Source organism: Pseudomonas sp. OA65, from assembly GCF_017498305.1.
GTDB classification, from domain to species: domain Bacteria; phylum Pseudomonadota; class Gammaproteobacteria; order Pseudomonadales; family Pseudomonadaceae; genus Aquipseudomonas; species Aquipseudomonas zanjanensis.
On record NZ_JAGDEZ010000018.1, the window covers coordinates 70,363 to 86,120 of the forward strand.

The 15,758-nt window shown below is 59.0% G+C and carries 11 protein-coding genes; all 11 read right to left on the bottom strand.

Going from position 1 to position 15,758, the window contains the following annotated elements:
• Positions 1–13: 13 nt before the first annotated feature.
• The 11 genes from J3361_RS16905 to ltrA all read right to left on the bottom strand — a co-directional run bounded on the left by J3361_RS16905 (position 14) and on the right by ltrA (position 14,671).
• A complete protein-coding gene (locus tag J3361_RS16905; RefSeq protein ID WP_186706962.1) occupies positions 14–1,579 on the bottom strand; it encodes a SpoVR family protein in 1,566 nt (521 codons plus the stop codon).
• On the bottom strand, positions 1,576–2,847 hold the full coding sequence (locus J3361_RS16910) for a YeaH/YhbH family protein (RefSeq protein ID WP_003206179.1): 1,272 nt from the start codon (positions 2,845–2,847) through the stop codon (positions 1,576–1,578). Before J3361_RS16910 ends, J3361_RS16905 begins: the two co-directional genes overlap by 4 nt.
• Before the next feature lie 118 nt (positions 2,848–2,965).
• Positions 2,966–4,888: a PrkA family serine protein kinase gene (locus tag J3361_RS16915; RefSeq protein ID WP_207965530.1), complete on the bottom strand. Its 1,923-nt coding sequence runs from the start codon at positions 4,886–4,888 to the stop codon at positions 2,966–2,968.
• A gap of 299 nt (positions 4,889–5,187) precedes the next feature.
• On the bottom strand, positions 5,188–5,517 hold the full coding sequence (gene glpE / locus J3361_RS16920) for a thiosulfate sulfurtransferase GlpE (RefSeq protein ID WP_207965531.1): 330 nt from the start codon (positions 5,515–5,517) through the stop codon (positions 5,188–5,190).
• Positions 5,518–5,549: 32 nt separating this feature from the next.
• On the bottom strand, positions 5,550–6,425 hold the full coding sequence (locus J3361_RS16925; protein ID WP_207965532.1) for a symmetrical bis(5'-nucleosyl)-tetraphosphatase: 876 nt from the start codon (positions 6,423–6,425) through the stop codon (positions 5,550–5,552).
• Positions 6,425–6,805 carry a Co2+/Mg2+ efflux protein ApaG gene (gene apaG / locus J3361_RS16930; protein ID WP_207965533.1) on the bottom strand — a complete coding sequence of 127 codons (381 nt, stop codon included), beginning with the start codon at positions 6,803–6,805 and terminating at the stop codon, positions 6,425–6,427. Before apaG ends, J3361_RS16925 begins: the two co-directional genes overlap by 1 nt.
• A gap of 116 nt (positions 6,806–6,921) precedes the next feature.
• On the bottom strand, positions 6,922–7,740 hold the full coding sequence (rsmA, locus tag J3361_RS16935) for a 16S rRNA (adenine(1518)-N(6)/adenine(1519)-N(6))-dimethyltransferase RsmA (protein WP_207965534.1): 819 nt from the start codon (positions 7,738–7,740) through the stop codon (positions 6,922–6,924).
• Positions 7,737–8,726, bottom strand: coding sequence for a 4-hydroxythreonine-4-phosphate dehydrogenase PdxA (pdxA, locus tag J3361_RS16940; RefSeq protein ID WP_207965535.1), 990 nt, complete (start codon positions 8,724–8,726; stop codon positions 7,737–7,739). The genes rsmA and pdxA overlap by 4 nt, the downstream gene beginning before the upstream one ends.
• Positions 8,723–10,039, bottom strand: a complete 1,317-nt coding sequence (gene surA / locus J3361_RS16945; protein ID WP_207965536.1) for a peptidylprolyl isomerase SurA — start codon at positions 10,037–10,039, stop codon at positions 8,723–8,725. The genes pdxA and surA overlap by 4 nt, the downstream gene beginning before the upstream one ends.
• Positions 10,020–12,818 (bottom strand): LPS-assembly protein LptD, encoded by a 2,799-nt coding sequence (locus J3361_RS16950; RefSeq protein WP_207965537.1) that lies wholly within the window; start codon positions 12,816–12,818, stop codon positions 10,020–10,022. The genes surA and J3361_RS16950 overlap by 20 nt, the downstream gene beginning before the upstream one ends.
• Before the next feature lie 155 nt (positions 12,819–12,973).
• The gene (gene ltrA / locus J3361_RS16955; RefSeq protein WP_207965538.1) at positions 12,974–14,671 is read right to left on the bottom strand and encodes a group II intron reverse transcriptase/maturase; all 1,698 of its coding nucleotides are present in this window, start codon (positions 14,669–14,671) and stop codon (positions 12,974–12,976) included.
• Positions 14,672–15,758: the final 1,087 nt, after the last annotated feature.

The following is a 15,758-nucleotide window of genomic DNA, read 5'->3' on the forward strand; positions in this document are numbered from 1 at the left end:
GGCGAAAACGGGATCAAAGATGAATGACGGCCAGGTCCAGGCGGCCATAGTCGCCTTCGGCTTGTTCGCTTCTTGGGGGAACGTGGTGGGTTTTCATGACCTGGTCGCCTTGCAGGGTTTCCAGGTGGATGTCGAAACCCCAGAGCCGATGCAGGTGCTTGAGCACTTCATCGGTAGAGTCGCCCAGTGGTTTACGGTTATGGGCCTGGTGCCGCAGGGTCAGCGAGCGGTCTCCGCGGCGATCGATGCTGTAGATCTGCACATTGGGTTCGCGGTTACCCAGGTTGTACTGCGCCGCCAGGGTTTCGCGGATGATGCGGTAGCCGCTTTCATCGTGAATGGCAGGCACCACCAGGTCATCTTTCTGATCGTCATCAAGGATGCTGAACAATTTCAGGTCGCGGATCACCTTGGGTGAGAGGTACTGCAGGATAAAACTCTCGTCCTTGAAGCTGCTCATGGCGAATTTGATGGCGGACAACCAGTCCGAACCAGCGATTTCCGGGAACCAGCGACGATCTTCCTCGGTCGGGTTTTCGCACATGCGCCGGATGTCGCGGTACATGGCGAAGCCCAGTGCGTAAGGATTGATGCCACTGTAGTACGGGCTGTCGAAGCCAGGTTGGAACACCACACTGGTGTGGGACGTCAGGAACTCCATCATGAAGCCGTCGGTAACCAGGCCCTCGTCGTACAGGTCGTTCATCAGCGTGTAGTGCCAGAACGTGGCCCAGCCCTCGTTCATCACCTGGGTTTGGCGCTGTGGATAGAAATACTGGGCGATCTTGCGCACGATGCGCACGATTTCCCGCTGCCAGGGCTCCAGCAACGGCGCGTGTTTTTCAATGAAGTAGAGAATGTTCTCCTGGGGCTCGGCCGGGAAACGTGCGTTGTCTTTTTCGTTGTACTTGTCCGCGCCTTTGGGAATGGTGCGCCATAGGTCGTTGATCTGTTTTTGCAGGTGCTCTTCGCGGTCCTTCTGGCGCCGGCGTTCTTCTTCGGCGGAAATCGGATACGGCCGCTTGTAGCGGTCCACGCCGTAGTTCATCAGGGCATGGCAGGAGTCCAGCAGGTCTTCCACGGCATCGATGCCGTGGCGCTCCTCGCATTGCATGATGTACTGCTTGGCGAATACCAGGTAATCGATGATCGAACTGGCATCGGTCCACGTACGGAACAGGTAGTTGCCCTTGAAGAAGCTGTTGTGCCCGTAGCAAGCGTGCGCCACCACCAAAGCCTGCATGCAGATGGTGTTTTCTTCCATTAGGTAGGCGATGCACGGGTCCGAGTTGATCACGATTTCGTAGGCCAGCCCCATCTGGCCGCGGCTGTAGGATTTCTCGGTACTGAGGAAGTGCTTGCCGTAGGACCAGTGGTGATAGCCCAGCGGCATGCCGACCGACGCGTAGGCGTCCATCATTTGCTCGGCGGTGATCACCTCGATCTGGTTCGGGTAGGTGTCCAGGGCATAACGGTCCGCGATACGGCTGATTTCGCGGTCGTAGGCCTTGATCAGCTCGAACGTCCATTCGGAGCCGGTGGAAATGGGCTGGCGCTTCTGCTCTTTTTTGGCGGTCATGTCACTAACCTGCGCTGGAAGAGTTCACGGAAGACCGGGTAGATATCCCCGGCCGAGACCAGTTGCTGTTGGGCAAATGTGTCGGAAAATGCTTCGGCAATCCGTTCGTATTCGTACCACAAGGCCTGGTGTTCACGTGGGGTAATCTCCACGTAGGTGTAGTACTGGACGAACGGCATGATCTGGTTGATCAGGATGTCACGGCAGATCGGTGAATCGTCGTTCCAGTTGTCGCCGTCCGACGCCTGGGCCGCGTAGATGTTCCATTCATTGGCTGGGTAGCGTTCAGCCATGATTTCCTGCATCAGCTTCAGGGCGCTAGACACAATGGTGCCGCCGGTTTCCCTGGAGTAGAAAAACTCCTCTTCGTCCACTTCCCGGGCGCTAGTGTGGTGGCGGATGAACACCACGTCGATCTTGTCGTAATTCCGTTTCAAGAACAGGTACAACAGGATGAAGAAGCGCTTGGCGATGTCCTTGGTCGCCTGGGTCATGGAGCCGGAAACGTCCATCAGGCAGAACATCACTGCCTTGGAGCTGGGGTTTGGCTGTTTCACCAGCAGGTTGTACTTGAGGTCAAAGGTGTCGAGGAACGGGACGCGATGGATGCGGGCGCTAAGCTTCTCGATTTCCGCTTCGAGGTCTTGAATGTCGCCGAAATTGTCGGGTTCTTCGCGTTTTAGGCGGGCCAGTTCTTCCTTGGCTTCGCGCAGTTTTGCCCGGCTGCTGCCCGACAGCGCGATGCGCCGGGCGTGGGCGGAGCGAAGGGTGCGGATAATGTTGATGCGTGATGGGTTGCCTTCATTGCTGATACCGGCACGCACGGTCTTGAAGGTGTCGGTACCGGTCAGGTTGCGCTTGACCAGGTTCGGCAGCTCCAGGTCCTCGAACATGAACTCCAGGAATTCCTCCTGGGTGATCTGGAAGACGAACTCATCCATGCCTTCGCCGGAGTTGCCGGCCTTGCCGGGACCTTTGCCGCCACCTCCGCCCTGGGGACGGGGGATGTGCTCGCCACTGGTGAACTCCTTATTGCCAGGGTGCACGACGGTCTGCTTGCCGCCGCGCCCATGGTGCAGCACCGGCTCGTCGATGTCGCGGCCGGGGATGCTGATCTGTTCGCCGTGTTCCATATCGGTAATGGAACGCCGGCTGACCGCCTCTTCGACGGCCTTCTTGATGTGGTCACGGTAACGCCGCAGAAACCGCTGGCGGTTAACCGTGCTTTTGTTCTTGCCGTTAAGGCGTCGGTCGATCACATAGCTCATAGGCCCCTCCGGGGGAGCTTCAAGTCGTGAGCTACAAGCTGCAAGTAAAAGCAGGCACCTGTACCCAGGGCTCACGCGCTTTTCTCTTGCAGCTTATAGCTTGTAGCTTGTCGCTGTACTACTGCGATTTCCGGACCCGCAGGTACCACTCGGAAAGCAGTCGTACCTGTTTGTCGGTGTAGCCACGTTCGACCATGCGTGTGACGAAGTCGTTGTGTTTTTGCTGGTCCTCCTTGCTGGCCTTGGCGTTGAAGCTGATGACGGGCAGCAGGTCTTCGGTGTTGGAGAACATCTTCTTCTCGATGACCACCCGCAGCTTTTCATAGCTGAGCCAGGTTGGGTTCTTGCCGTTGTTGTTGGCCCGGGCGCGCAACACGAAATTGACGATTTCGTTGCGGAAGTCCTTCGGATTGCTGATGCCCGCTGGCTTCTCGATTTTTTCCAGTTCCTCGTTGAGGGCCACGCGGTTGAGGATCTCGCCGGTTTCCGGGTCGCGGTATTCCTGGTCCTGGATCCAGAAGTCTGCATACAGCACATAGCGGTCGAAGATGTTCTGGCCGTATTCGCTGTAGGACTCCAGGTACGCCGTCTGGATTTCCTTGCCGATGAACTCGATGTAGCGCGGCGCCAGGTATTCCTTCAAGAAGCGCAGGTAGCGTTCGCGGGTTTCGGCCTGGAATTGCTCTTGCTCGATCTGCTGCTCCAGCACATACAGCAAATGAACCGGGTTGGCCGCGATTTCGTGGGGATCGAAGTTGAAGACCTTGGACAGGATCTTGAACGCGAAGCGTGTGGACAGCCCGTTCATCCCTTCATCGACGCCGGCGTTGTCGCGGTATTCCTGGATCGACTTGGCCTTCGGATCGGTGTCCTTGAGGTTTTCACCGTCGTACACGCGCATCTTCGAATAGATGTTGGAGTTTTCCGGTTCCTTGAGGCGCGACAGCACCGTGAACTGGGCCAGCATTTTCAAGGTGTCGGGGGCGCAATGAGCCTTGGACAGCGAACTGTTGAACAACAGCTTGTCGTAGATCTTCACCTCATCGCTCACTCGCAGGCAGTACGGCACCTTGACGATATAGATCCGGTCGATGAAAGCTTCGTTGTTCTTGTTGTTGCGGAAGGTATACCATTCCGATTCGTTGGAGTGCGCCAGCAGGATGCCGGTGAACGGAATGGCCCCCAGGCCCTCGGTGCTGTTGTAGTTGCCTTCCTGTGTAGCCGTCAGCAGCGGGTGCAGGACCTTGATGGGCGCCTTGAACATTTCAACGAATTCCATCAGGCCCTGGTTGGCCCGGCACAGCGCACCCGAGTAGCTGTAGGCGTCGGCGTCGTTCTGTGGGAATTCTTCCAGTTTGCGGATATCGACCTTGCCCACCAGGGCCGAGATGTCCTGGTTGTTTTCGTCACCCGGTTCAGTCTTGGCGACCGCGATCTGGTTGAGGATCGAGGGGTAGAGCTTGACCACCCGGAACTGGCTGATATCACCGCCGAACTCGGCCAGGCGCTTGGTCGCCCATGGCGACATGATGGTATTGAGGTAGCGGCGTGGAATACCGAAGTCTTCCTCGAGGATCGCGCCGTCCTCGGTGGCGTTGAACAGCCCCAGGGGTGATTCGAACACCGGCGAGCCCTTGATGGCGTAGAAGGGCACTTTTTCGATCAGTTGCTTGAGTTTTTCGGCCAGGGACGATTTACCGCCACCCACGGGGCCGAGCAGATAAAGGATTTGCTTCTTCTCTTCCAGGCCTTGGGCGGCATGGCGGAAGTAGGACACGATCTGTTCGATGCATTCTTCCATCCCGTGGAAGTCCGCAAAAGCCGGATAACGGCGAATCACCTTGTTGGAGAAAATGCGCGAGAGCCTCGAGTTGGTCGAGGTATCCAGCAGCTCCGGTTCTCCGATGGCCAGCAACAGACGCTCCGCAGCCGACACATAGGCACTGCGGTCCTGCTTGCAGAGTTCGAGGTATTCCTGCAGCGAGTATTCCTCTTGCCGCGTGGACTCGAAACGTTGCTGGAAGTGGCTAAAAATGCTCATGACGTCACCTCGCTCGATACGTGGAGCCGGTGTCGGATCAATCAGTCGATGCTGGACAGCCCCTGGGGACCCAGATGCCGTTTACCCCCCAGAATGCTTTCAAGAATGCAGGCTCCTGAAAGCTGACTCCCGATGACCCGCGCGCCGGTGTACCGGCTCTCCCCTGTTTTGGATGGCCTGAGGCTAAGGATAGTTCGGAATCGCGGAGGTAAAGGTGGAATACGTAATTAGTTGTGGCAGACCATTCGTCTGCCATCGCTCAAGCCCACGGTTCACGCGGGCTTGGCCGGCATAAAAAATTATTCGTCGGTGCCTTGCGCTGTTTCTGCCGGATAAGTCGCACGCCACAGCTCAAAGCCACCGTCCAGGCTGTAGACGTCGCTGAAGCCCTGGCTGACCAGATAAGCGGCTGCGCTCTGGCTGGAATTGCCGTGGTAGCAGACCACGACGGTCGGTGCATCGAGGTCGGCGGCGCGGATGAAATCGGCGATGGAATGGTTATCCAGATGCTTGGAGCCACGGATATGCAAAGCGGCAAAAGTGGCCGGGTCGCGGACATCGACGACCACCGCGCCTTGCTCGCGCAGGGCTTGGGCCTGTTCCGGGGGAATGCGTTTGAATTCGGTCATGAGGGACTCCTGTAGCGTGGGCGCAGCGCCGGTCAAACGGCGGTGTCGGCCGGCGATGGGGCTGTGACTGGGTGGTGGGTTCTGGCGTGGCCCTGTTCGTCGCAATCGCAGCGCAGTTGCTCGCCGGTGTCGATGTTCATCAGCGTCAGGGCGCTGCCCCACACGCAGCCGGTATCGAGGGCGAAGACGCCGGGTTCGTCGCATTGGCCTTCCAGTGCCGCCCAGTGCCCGAAAATGATCTTCAGGTGACGAGTTTTGCGCTCACTGTGCTTGAACCAGGGGGCATAGCCGGGTGGAGCGGTCTCGATGCCTTCCTTGCCCTTGAGGTCGAGCTTGCCGTCGCGAGTGCAGAAGCGCATCCGCGTGAAGTAATTGGTAATGACGCGAAGGCGGGCGCTGCCGGTGAGGTCGTTGTCCCACTTGACCGGCTCGTTGCCGTACATGCCATCCAGGTAGGGTGCGAACAGATTGTCGTCGCGTAATGCCTGTTCCACCTCGGCGGCGCACTTGAGTGCCTTGCGCAGGGACCATTGGGGCGGAATGCCGGCATGGACCAGCGCGAGATTGCGTTGCTCGTCGTAGTGCATGAGCTTTTGCTGGCGCAGCCACTCCAGCAATTCAACGCAATCGGGGGCGGCGAGGATTTCGCTCAAGGTGTCTGATTTCTTCAGGCGCTCGATGTTCTGCCAGGCGGCCAGCAGGTGCAGGTCGTGGTTGCCGAGCACGCACACCAGTGACTGGCGGATACCGTAGAGAAAACGCAGCGTCTCAAGGGACTGCGGGCCCCGGTTGACCAGGTCGCCCACCAGCCACAGCGTGTCTTTTTGCGAATCGAAGGCGACGCGCTCCAATAAACACTTGAGCGGGTCGAGGCAGCCTTGCAGGTCGCCAACCGCGTACGTGGCCATTAGTGCAAGGCCCCGGGCACAGCCAGGCGAAAGGGCTTGATGACAGCATCGAAGCGTGTGCCGTCCTCGGCCAGCATCTGGTAGGTGCCCTGCATGGTGCCGACCTTGGTGGTCATCACCGTCCCACTGCTGTAGCTGTGGCTTTTACCGGCCTCGATCAAGGGTTGCTGGCCGACCACGCCATCACCACGCACTTCTTCGACATGTCCGTCGCCGTCGGTGATGACCCAGTGTCGCGACAGCAGCTTGGCCGGCAACGAACCGTTGTTGCTTACGGTAATGCTGTAGGCGAAGGCGAAGCGGTCATGTTCGGGTTGCGACTGTTCTGCCAGAAAACGGGTGGTGACGCTGACGTCGACCTGGTAACGAGAATCAGACATGCAAATAAGGCCTTAAAAACGAAGCGGGACGCGGGCGCGACTCAGGAGATGAGTCTAGGCCAAGTATCGGGTAGTAGACCAGACTGGCGTACTGCCCGATAGCGCTCGACACCCGTTCAGTGGGCGTCGGCTTGCGGGGCGACCTGTTCGCTGAGCTTGTCGGCCAGGCGTACGAACGCCGCCAGGTCCAGCTGCTCGGGACGCAGGCTGCCATCGACGCCGGCGGCTTCGATTTCGGCGCTGCTGAGCAACAGTTTCAAGGTATTGCGCAGGGTCTTGCGGCGTTGGTTGAACGCTTCGCGCACCACCCGCTCCAGCAGGCGATGATCCTTGGCCGGGTGTGGCAGGACCGCGTGGGGCACCAGGCGGACGATGGCCGAATCGACTTTTGGTGGCGGGTTGAATGCACCCGGACCGACGTTGAATAGGTGTTCGACCCGGCAATGGTACTGGACCATGATCGACAGGCGACCCCAATCGCCACCGCCAGGGCCGGCGGCGAGGCGCTCGACCACTTCTTTCTGCAGCATGAAATGCATGTCACGGATCAGGCCGGCATTGCTCAGCAGGTGGAAGATCAGCGGTGTGGAAATGTTGTAGGGCAGGTTGCCCACCACCCGCAGGCTGTTCGGCGCGGCGTTCAGGCTATTGAAGTCGAACTTCAGCGCGTCGCCCTGATGCAGGTTGAAATTGCTCTTGCCGGCGAACTGCTGGTTGAGGATCGGGACAAGGTCCTTGTCCAATTCCACCACGTCCAGTTGCGCGCCGCTGTCGAGCAGGCCCTCGGTCAGGGCGCCCTGGCCCGGCCCGATTTCCAGCAGGCGGTCGTCGGGCTTGGCTCGGATGGAGCGCAGGATGCGATCGATCACGCCGGCGTCATGCAGGAAGTTCTGGCCGAAGCGCTTGCGCGCGCGGTGTTGGTATTGCTCGGTCATAAATGGGTCTCGGCCATCTGGTAGGCGGTTTCCAGTGCGACTTGCAGGCTGCCGGTATCGATCTTGCCGCTGCCGGCCAGGTCCAGGGCGGTGCCATGGTCCACGGAGGTGCGGATGATCGGCAGGCCCAACGTCACGTTGACTGCCGCGCCGAAGCCTTTGTACTTCAGCACGGGCAGGCCCTGGTCGTGGTACATCGCCAGCACCGCATCGCAGTGCTCCAGATATTTGGGGGTAAACAGAGTGTCGGCAGGCAGCGGGCCACGCAGGTCCATGCCCTCGCTGCGCAAGCGCTCCAAGGTGGGTTCGATGATGTCGATTTCTTCACGGCCCAGATGTCCGCCTTCGCCGGCATGGGGGTTGAGTCCACAGACCAGGATGCGTGGCCGGGCAATGCCGAATTTTTCCTGGAGGTCGGCGTGCAGGATGCGCGTGACCCGTTCCAGGCGTTCCGGGGTGATGGCGTCGGCGATGTCCCGCAAGGGCAGGTGAGTGGTCACCAGGGCCACGCGCAAGCCTCGGGTGGCGAGCATCATCACCACTTGCGCGGTGTGGGTCAGGTCCGCCAGGAATTCGGTGTGTCCGGAAAAGGCAATTCCGGATTCGTTGATCACGCCCTTGTGCACCGGTGCGGTGATCATGCCGGCGAACGCCCCATCCAGGCAGCCTTGGCCGGCGCGGGTCAGGGTTTGCAGGACGAAGGCGGCGTTGGCCTTGTCCAACTGCCCAGTGACGACCGGAGCACCCAATGGCGTATCCCAGACATACAGGCTGTTGGCGGGCGCCGGAGCGTCCGGCCAGGCCTGTGGCGTCACCGGCAACAGGTCGACGGCCACGCCCAGTTGCGCGGCCCGCTCACGGAGCAGGTCACAACTGGTAATGGCAATCAGAGGATGTGGCTGGGGTTGCGAGGCGAGCAGCAGGCACAGGTCGGGACCGATGCCGGCTGGTTCGCCGGGTGTCAGCGCGAAACGCTTGGGTTTCACTGCGCTGCCTGGTCTGCACCAGGAAGTTTGATTTCAACGTAGGCTTCGTCACGAATCTGACGCAGCCAGGTTTGCAGTTCTTCGTCGTATTTGCGGTTGCGCAATACGGTCATCGCCTGCTGTTCGCGCGCTTGGGTGGTGCTGTCGGTGGCGCGACGGCCAAGGACTTCCAGCACGTGCCAGCCATAAGGGCTCTTGAACGGCTTGGACAGCTGGCCTTGCGGCGTGTTGGCCATGACCTGGCGGAACTCGGGAACCAGTGCATTCGGGTCGACCCAGTTCAGGTCGCCGCCATTGAGGGCCGAACCCGGGTCTTCCGAGAAGCTCTTCGCCAGTTCGGCGAAGTCTTCGCCCGCTTCGATGCGGTCGTAGAGTTTTTCCGCCAGGCGCTTGGTCTCGGCTTCGCTGCGAATCTCGCTTGGCTTGATCAGGATGTGGCGAACATGGACTTCGTCACGCACCTGGGTTCCGCCACCGCGTTTTTCCAGCACTTTCAGGATGATGAAGCCGCCCGGCGTGCGTGCTGGCTGGGTGATGTCGCCCACGGCCATGGCGCTCAGTTCGCGGTCGAACGGAGGCGGCAGTTGAGCAGGTTTGCGCCAGCCCATGTCGCCGCCTTCCAAGGCGTTGTCGCTGCCCGACTTGGCAATCGCCATCTGGCCGAAATCCGCCCCTTGCTTGAGCTGCTGGTAGACGTCCATCGCCTGGCGATAAGCGCTCTGGATGGCTTCGGAGTTGGCGCTTTCCGGGGTTGGGATCAGGATGTTCGCCAGGTGCAGTTCTTCGGAAAGCTGCATCTTGCCCAGGTCGGAGGCGAGGAAGTTCTTCACTTCCTGTTCCGAGACCTGGATGCGTTCGGCGACACGGCGTTGGCGCACACGGCTGATGACCATCTCGCGGCGGATCTGATCGCGGGCGTCCTCGTAGGAGAGGCCGTCGCGAGCCAGGGCGGCGCGGAACTGGTCGATGCTCATGTTATTGCGCTGGGCAATGGTGCCCACGGCCTGGTTCAGTTCTTCGTCGGTGATGCGAATGCCGGAACGTTCGCCGATCTGCAATTGCAGGTTCTCGACGATCAGGCGTTCGAGCACTTGCTGGTCCAGCACGCCCGGAGGCGGCAGGCCACCGCCGCGCTTGGCGATGGTTTGCTGTACTTCATGGACGCGCTGGTCCAACTGGCTTTGCATGACCACGTCGTTGTCGACGATGGCCACTACCTTATCGATGGACTGTACCGCGGCGTTGGCCGCGGTACCCAGGAACAGCGCGCCCAGCATCAGCGGGCGCAGACAATCAGAAAGCTTGATCTTCACGTTCACGATAACCTTGGATGCCTTTGTCGAGGAAGCTCTCTACCTTGGCGCCGGTGAGGCCGCCGAGTCCCTTCAGGACAATTTGGAGGAAGATGCCGCGGTCGCCTTTTTCGTTTTCCGGGGCGTCTTGACTGAACTCTTCATAGTCGACCCAGTAACGGTTGATCAGGCGCAGTTTCCAGCAGCAGTTGTCGTATTCGAAACCACCGAAGGCTTCCAGGGTACGGTTGCGGTTGTAGTCATACTGCCAGCGGCTGATGAGGTTCCACTGCGGCACGATCGGCCAGATGACCGAGAAGTCGTGCTGCTTGATCTTGTAGTAGTCCTTCACGTAGCCAGGTGTGCCTGGCGTCCCGTAGTCGCCACCGCCCACGGACCATTGGCCAGTGGTTTGATCGTAACGGACCTGGTCGTTGCGATAGCGATAACCGGCATTGACGACCTTGTTCGGGTTGTCTTCTGGCTGGTAGTGGAACATCGCGCTGCCCGAGCGCGGGCTACGAGTGTCCGGATCCCAGTTATAGGTAGCTGTAGTGCGCCAGTCACGGTTCCAGCGGAACTCGTATTCCAATGCATATGGAGATACGTCTGACTTGGCATCTTCACGCGTCTTGAAGTCGATGCCTGGCAGTTGAACTTCGCGGTCCTTGAAGTAAAAGGCCTGGCCGACGCTGACGCGCTGGCGCTCGAAACCGTTTTCCTGGATCCAGCGGCTGGTCACGCCCAGGGACAGTTTGTTCTCGTCGCCGACACGGTCGGAGCCGGAGAAGCGGTTGTCCCGGAACAGCGAGGAATAGCTGAAGGTGGATTCACCAGTGTCGAAAACCGGAATGTCGCTCTGATCTTTCTCTGGGACATAGAGGTAGAACAGGCGCGGCTCCAGGGTTTGACGGTAATTGCTGCCAAACCATTGGGTGTCTCGGTCGAAATACAGGCCACTGTCGATGCTGGCGATTGGAACGCCGCGGCTCTGGCTGCCGCTGTAAGTGCCCCGCAGGCGATCAGCTTCGGCAGATTGTGCGGCGATTTGTGATTTGCCCGTACCATCCAGGTCCAGATCGTATTGGGTGTACTGGTATTTGAGCGAAGGCTTAATGAAACCGTAAGTCGCTTCCATCGGCAGGCTCATGACAGGCGCCAGGTTCAGGCGAGTGCCGTTAGCCCGCGCCAGTCCGCGTACATTGGTGTCCAGCCGTGGCTCGGAGTTACCGTCTTCGTCAGTGTAGGCACCGGTCCGCAAATCCCGATCAAACCGCACCAGCTCTGTCTTGTAAGCGAAGTCCAAGCCATACGGGTGTTGCGGCAGCTCTCCGTTGAAGGTGATCTGAGGCAAGCGGTTGTAAGGGGTGATCTTCGAAATCGTCGCCATCTGGTAGGCCTGGGCATTCACCCGCGCCGTGTAGTTGTCGCCGCGATAGCTGACCGCACCTTGCTGATTGACGTAGTCATTGGACTCGATACCGATCTGATCGCTTTCCAGATCCTGGAAGTAGTACGGATCGCTGATCTTGGTGTAGTCGACTTCCGTCAGCACGCGCGAATCGAGGCCGCCCTTGTGCTGCCAGTTGTACATGTAGCGGGTCTTGTCATAGTCGCTCTGCCCGCTGCGCTCATCGTCCTCGTCGTTGAGGTACGCCGCGCCGAACTGACCTTCGCTGGACTTGGTCAGGTAGCGGAACTCGCCTTCCATCAACAGGCCGCGCTTGGCCATGTAGCGTGGGTACAACGTGGCGTCGTAGTTCGGCGCCAGGTTGAAGTAGTACGGGGTGACCAGCAGGAAGCCGGTGTCGCTGCTGCTGCCGATGGTTGGCGGCAGGAAGCCGGACTGGCGACGGTCGTCGATCGGGAAGTAGATGTACGGCGTGTACAGGACCGGGAAGTCCTTGACGCGCAGCGTCACGTTGGTCGCGGTGCCGAAGCCGGTGGCCGGGTTCAAGGTGATGTTGTTGCCCTTGAGGGTCCAGGCGTTGCTGCCCGGTTCGCACGTGGTGTACGTACCGTCCTTGAGGCGGATGATCGCGTTCTCGGCGCGCTTGGCGTACAGCGCGTTACCGCGGATGCGCGACTTGTGCATCACGTATTCGGCGTTGTCGACCTTGGCTTCGCCGGTGTCCAGCTGGACATCGGCGTGGTCGCCAACGATCAGCGCACCGTTGTCGCGAACCCGCACGTTGCCGCTCAGCTCGCCACGGTTCTCGGCCTGGTACAGGCTGGCCTCGTCGGCCTCGACCTGCATGCTGCCCTGGCGCATGACCACGTCACCGGCCAGGGTCGCCACCTGTTCTTCCTGCTGGTAGCGCGACGCCTTGGCGCCGAGGAAGGTGGGGGCGTCGCTCTTGGCGGTCTTGTCATCCATGCCAGGACGCGTCGGCTCGATATAGGCACCGGCGCAGTAAGGACCGGTTTCAGCCAATTGCGCCGGGGTGAGGTTCTCCCGTGGAACCCAATCCAGGTGACTGTAGTCTGCACTGCGCGACTTCAGGCCACGGCCCTTGGCTTCGGTCACGAGCATCGGCTTTTCGCCGGCTTCCTCGCCCGAGCTGCTGTCGGTCGCAGCGGCGCCACTGTCGGAAACCGCACTGCCGTCATGCACGGGGCGCGGCGGCAACGCGGCGGCCGGTGTCTTGGGCGCACAGTCCCAGGCACCCGAAGCGGAGACGGAGCAGTCATACTGCTGCGCCGCGACGACGAATGAAGAGGCCAGGGGTTGCAGGGCCAGCAGACTGCCGGTAACCAGCAACGGAAATTTTTTACGAAACGCGGGGGATTTCAATGCCATCTTATTAGTCCGGGCTTCCTGCGTGCCATCTGCCCGCGGTGTGGGCCGCACGCCTCTCGATGGTCTGAAAGTTGGGTAGGAACAGACCATTTCTGGCCTGCTCCCCCCTAAAAACCGTACGTGCGCCTTTCAGCGCATACGGCTCAAGTCTCTACTTAACCCCCGAAATCGGGAGCCGGTTTGTTCACTGTTAGCCCACGAGCATGAAGCTGCTGGTGGCAAATGGGATGCAATAGTACCCGGTTGCTTAGCGAGTCACCACCGCCTTGTGAGCGATAAATGATGTGGTGGTCGTGCCACCCCGTCTCCCTGGTTATCGGGTTCTTGCACAGTAAACACAGACCTTTTTGCGATTGAAACAGGTTTGATACTTGTTTGCGGTATTTCAGTTTCCCGAGCATCCGGGACATCCGCAGTTTCTCGCCCATTTCCTCCATCGAAGGATCGAACGGGTTGTACTCCCCGCTGATTTTTCTGTGCCTCTCGATCGGCGTAGCCTCAAGGGTGTATAGCCTGATCTCCTCTTTATCCCCAGTCTCTGTCAGTAACGTGGTGCAGAACACCCAGTTTCGACCCTCGATGAGTTGGAAATACTTCTTCCTGATCCAGTCGAGGCTTTTGTTCGGGTGTCGCCGTTTTGCCCAGCGCCATAGCGCTTGGAATATTTGAAAGTCCATGCGGCTGTACGCCTTCTTGGCGACTACTGGCTGGTGATAGACCGCCCAGCCTCGCAGCATCGGGTTCAGCAATCGAATCAGATCCTCTTGCGTCACCGCTTTGTTGGTGCTGATGACCTCCTTGGCCTTGCGATAGAACGCTTTCACGTTTTTCTTGCTCGGCTTGATCAGAAGCTTCCCGCCGTACTTGCGGAAATTCCAACCCAGAAAGTCAAAGCCTTCATCTATATGGACGACACGGGTTTTCTCAGGGGATAACTGCAACCCGCGCACTGCGAGGAACTGCTCCACCCAAGGTTTGACTTCGCTATCGAGCACCTCTTTCGATTCGCCAGTGATCACAAAATCGTCCGCATATCGCACTACATTGATTTTCAGCTTCTTGGCCCGTGTCACGCCCAGATATCGCTTGAGCTGTGTTTCCAGGCCATCCAGTACCATGTTTGCCAAGGTCGGCGAGATAATCCCGCCTTGAGGTGTACCGGCATCCGTTGCCTGAAGCTGGCCTTTATGGATCACGCCTGCTTTCAACCATTTGCGAAGAACCATTTTGTCCGTAGGGACGTGGTGGATCAGCCAGTCGTGGTTGATATGGTCAAAGCAGCCTTTGATGTCCGCTTCCAAAACCCATTTGGCCGATAGCCTCTTGGACAGGCAAACGAACAACTGCCCCATCGCATCCGCCGTCGAGCGTTCGATCCTGAAGCCGTAGCTATTGGGATCACCCGTGGTTTCTGCGATGGGCGCCAGAGCAAGCAAATACAACGCCTGCATTGCCCTGTCAGTCATGGTCGGGATGCCCAAAGGGCGCTCCTTTCCATTCGACTTTGGGATAAACACTCGCCGTAGCGGCCGAGGTTTATACCCGTGGCGCTTCAATCCATCTGCCGCTTTCCATTTGGCATCCGGTGTATCCCAGAGCACGCGGTCGACTCCCGCCGTGCGCTTACCCTGGTTTTCAGTGACTCGCCGTACGGCCAAGTATCTGGCCGAGCGTGAGCGGGTCAGCATCCGTTGCAAGGCTTTCACCCTGCGCCAGTTGCCTTCCCGACAAGCCTTCGCAATCCGTATCTGCATTGCCCGAACGTTCCGCTGAACGCGACACCAGTCGATGTCGTGCCATTGCTGCGGAACGTCGGAAGGCGCAGACACGGCCATTTGGCTGTGTTCTTTCATGCTGCCTTCCTCTCAGATGACCCTGATCAAAAGACGTACGCATCCCCTGATGGGGAGGGGCGCTCCAGTCAGGGTTGGACTATTGGAAGGTCCGGTATTTCTGGACCTCGAAGTTCATTGAAACAGGCTCAATCAGCATTCATGCGACGAAAGACCACGCAGAAGTCTGCCCGGTTTCCCGTAGGATAATGTTCCAATCCCTATCCGAACCATTACAGCCCGGCGTTCGCTTTCTCTGCGATCCCATACCCGCACAGCCAACAGTTCACCTTGCGGTTTACCTGCCCGAAGGCAGCCATACGGGCTTACCACGTTCCCTGACTGTCACACGACTGGTTTAGGACCTGCCTTTTCGCCGGAGGCTTGTGCAGCGACGTATTCCCACATCCCACAGGAATATCTGGCCTCGTACCTTTTGGTTCATGCCTGACAGCAGTTTGGGCATGGTTATCCTTACGGCGTTTATCAGCAGTTCACTTACGTTGCCCTTGCCAGCCAGCCTAGCGCCTCAACCCGGTACTGCTCCGAGCATCCATGATTTGCCTCGCAGCAAGATCACGCCCTGACGGGGGCTACATTGTCGGAAGAGCTTCATACCCCACCGTTACCAGTGACGCATGTCTTCCTAGGCTATCGTTGGTCGCACAACGAGTCCGCTACTGTTCAGTGACTGCAACAGTTGGACAATGACAGACAGAACTTTCGCTCATGTCTCCAGTTGAAATGGACAAGGACCGTAGGAAAACGGCTTGTCTGGGTGATGTTCCCCCTATTTGCAGAAGGAGGAACCCCTGCGGGGATTCTTCCCGTCAGAGTAAGGCCATGGGGCCGATGTGATGAACTGAAGTAAGCACTCCCAGTCCGAAATCCGGACCATAACCACGCTTCCGAGTGCTAAGTGGTTTTGGGTTCGCTATTGCGCCGCAGCGACAACGAGTCTTTTTAAGCGAAGGACTCCTTGGGCGGTTTTGTTTCCCGAATTGGCTGCCGGGCTGTTGGTTCCTTTGCAAGAACCCTTCACGATGACTCCTCATCGCGAAGCTGGAGGCACGCTACGCGTGTCGCACAAGATGCTGGATAATAAAGC

Excerpts from the sequence above, each read along its gene's own strand:
- J3361_RS16905 (WP_186706962.1), bottom strand. The coding sequence starts at position 1,579 with ATGACCGCCAAAAAAGAGCAGAAGCGCCAGCCCATTTCCACCGGCTCC.
- J3361_RS16910 (WP_003206179.1), bottom strand. The coding sequence starts at position 2,847 with ATGAGCTATGTGATCGACCGACGCCTTAACGGCAAGAACAAAAGCACG.
- J3361_RS16915 (WP_207965530.1), bottom strand. The coding sequence starts at position 4,888 with ATGAGCATTTTTAGCCACTTCCAGCAACGTTTCGAGTCCACGCGGCAA.
- glpE (WP_207965531.1), bottom strand. The coding sequence starts at position 5,517 with ATGACCGAATTCAAACGCATTCCCCCGGAACAGGCCCAAGCCCTGCGC.
- J3361_RS16925 (WP_207965532.1), bottom strand. The coding sequence starts at position 6,425 with ATGGCCACGTACGCGGTTGGCGACCTGCAAGGCTGCCTCGACCCGCTC.
- apaG (WP_207965533.1), bottom strand. The coding sequence starts at position 6,805 with ATGTCTGATTCTCGTTACCAGGTCGACGTCAGCGTCACCACCCGTTTT.
- rsmA (WP_207965534.1), bottom strand. The coding sequence starts at position 7,740 with ATGACCGAGCAATACCAACACCGCGCGCGCAAGCGCTTCGGCCAGAAC.
- J3361_RS16950 (WP_207965537.1), bottom strand. The coding sequence starts at position 12,818 with ATGGCATTGAAATCCCCCGCGTTTCGTAAAAAATTTCCGTTGCTGGTT.
- ltrA (WP_207965538.1), bottom strand. The coding sequence starts at position 14,671 with ATGAAAGAACACAGCCAAATGGCCGTGTCTGCGCCTTCCGACGTTCCG.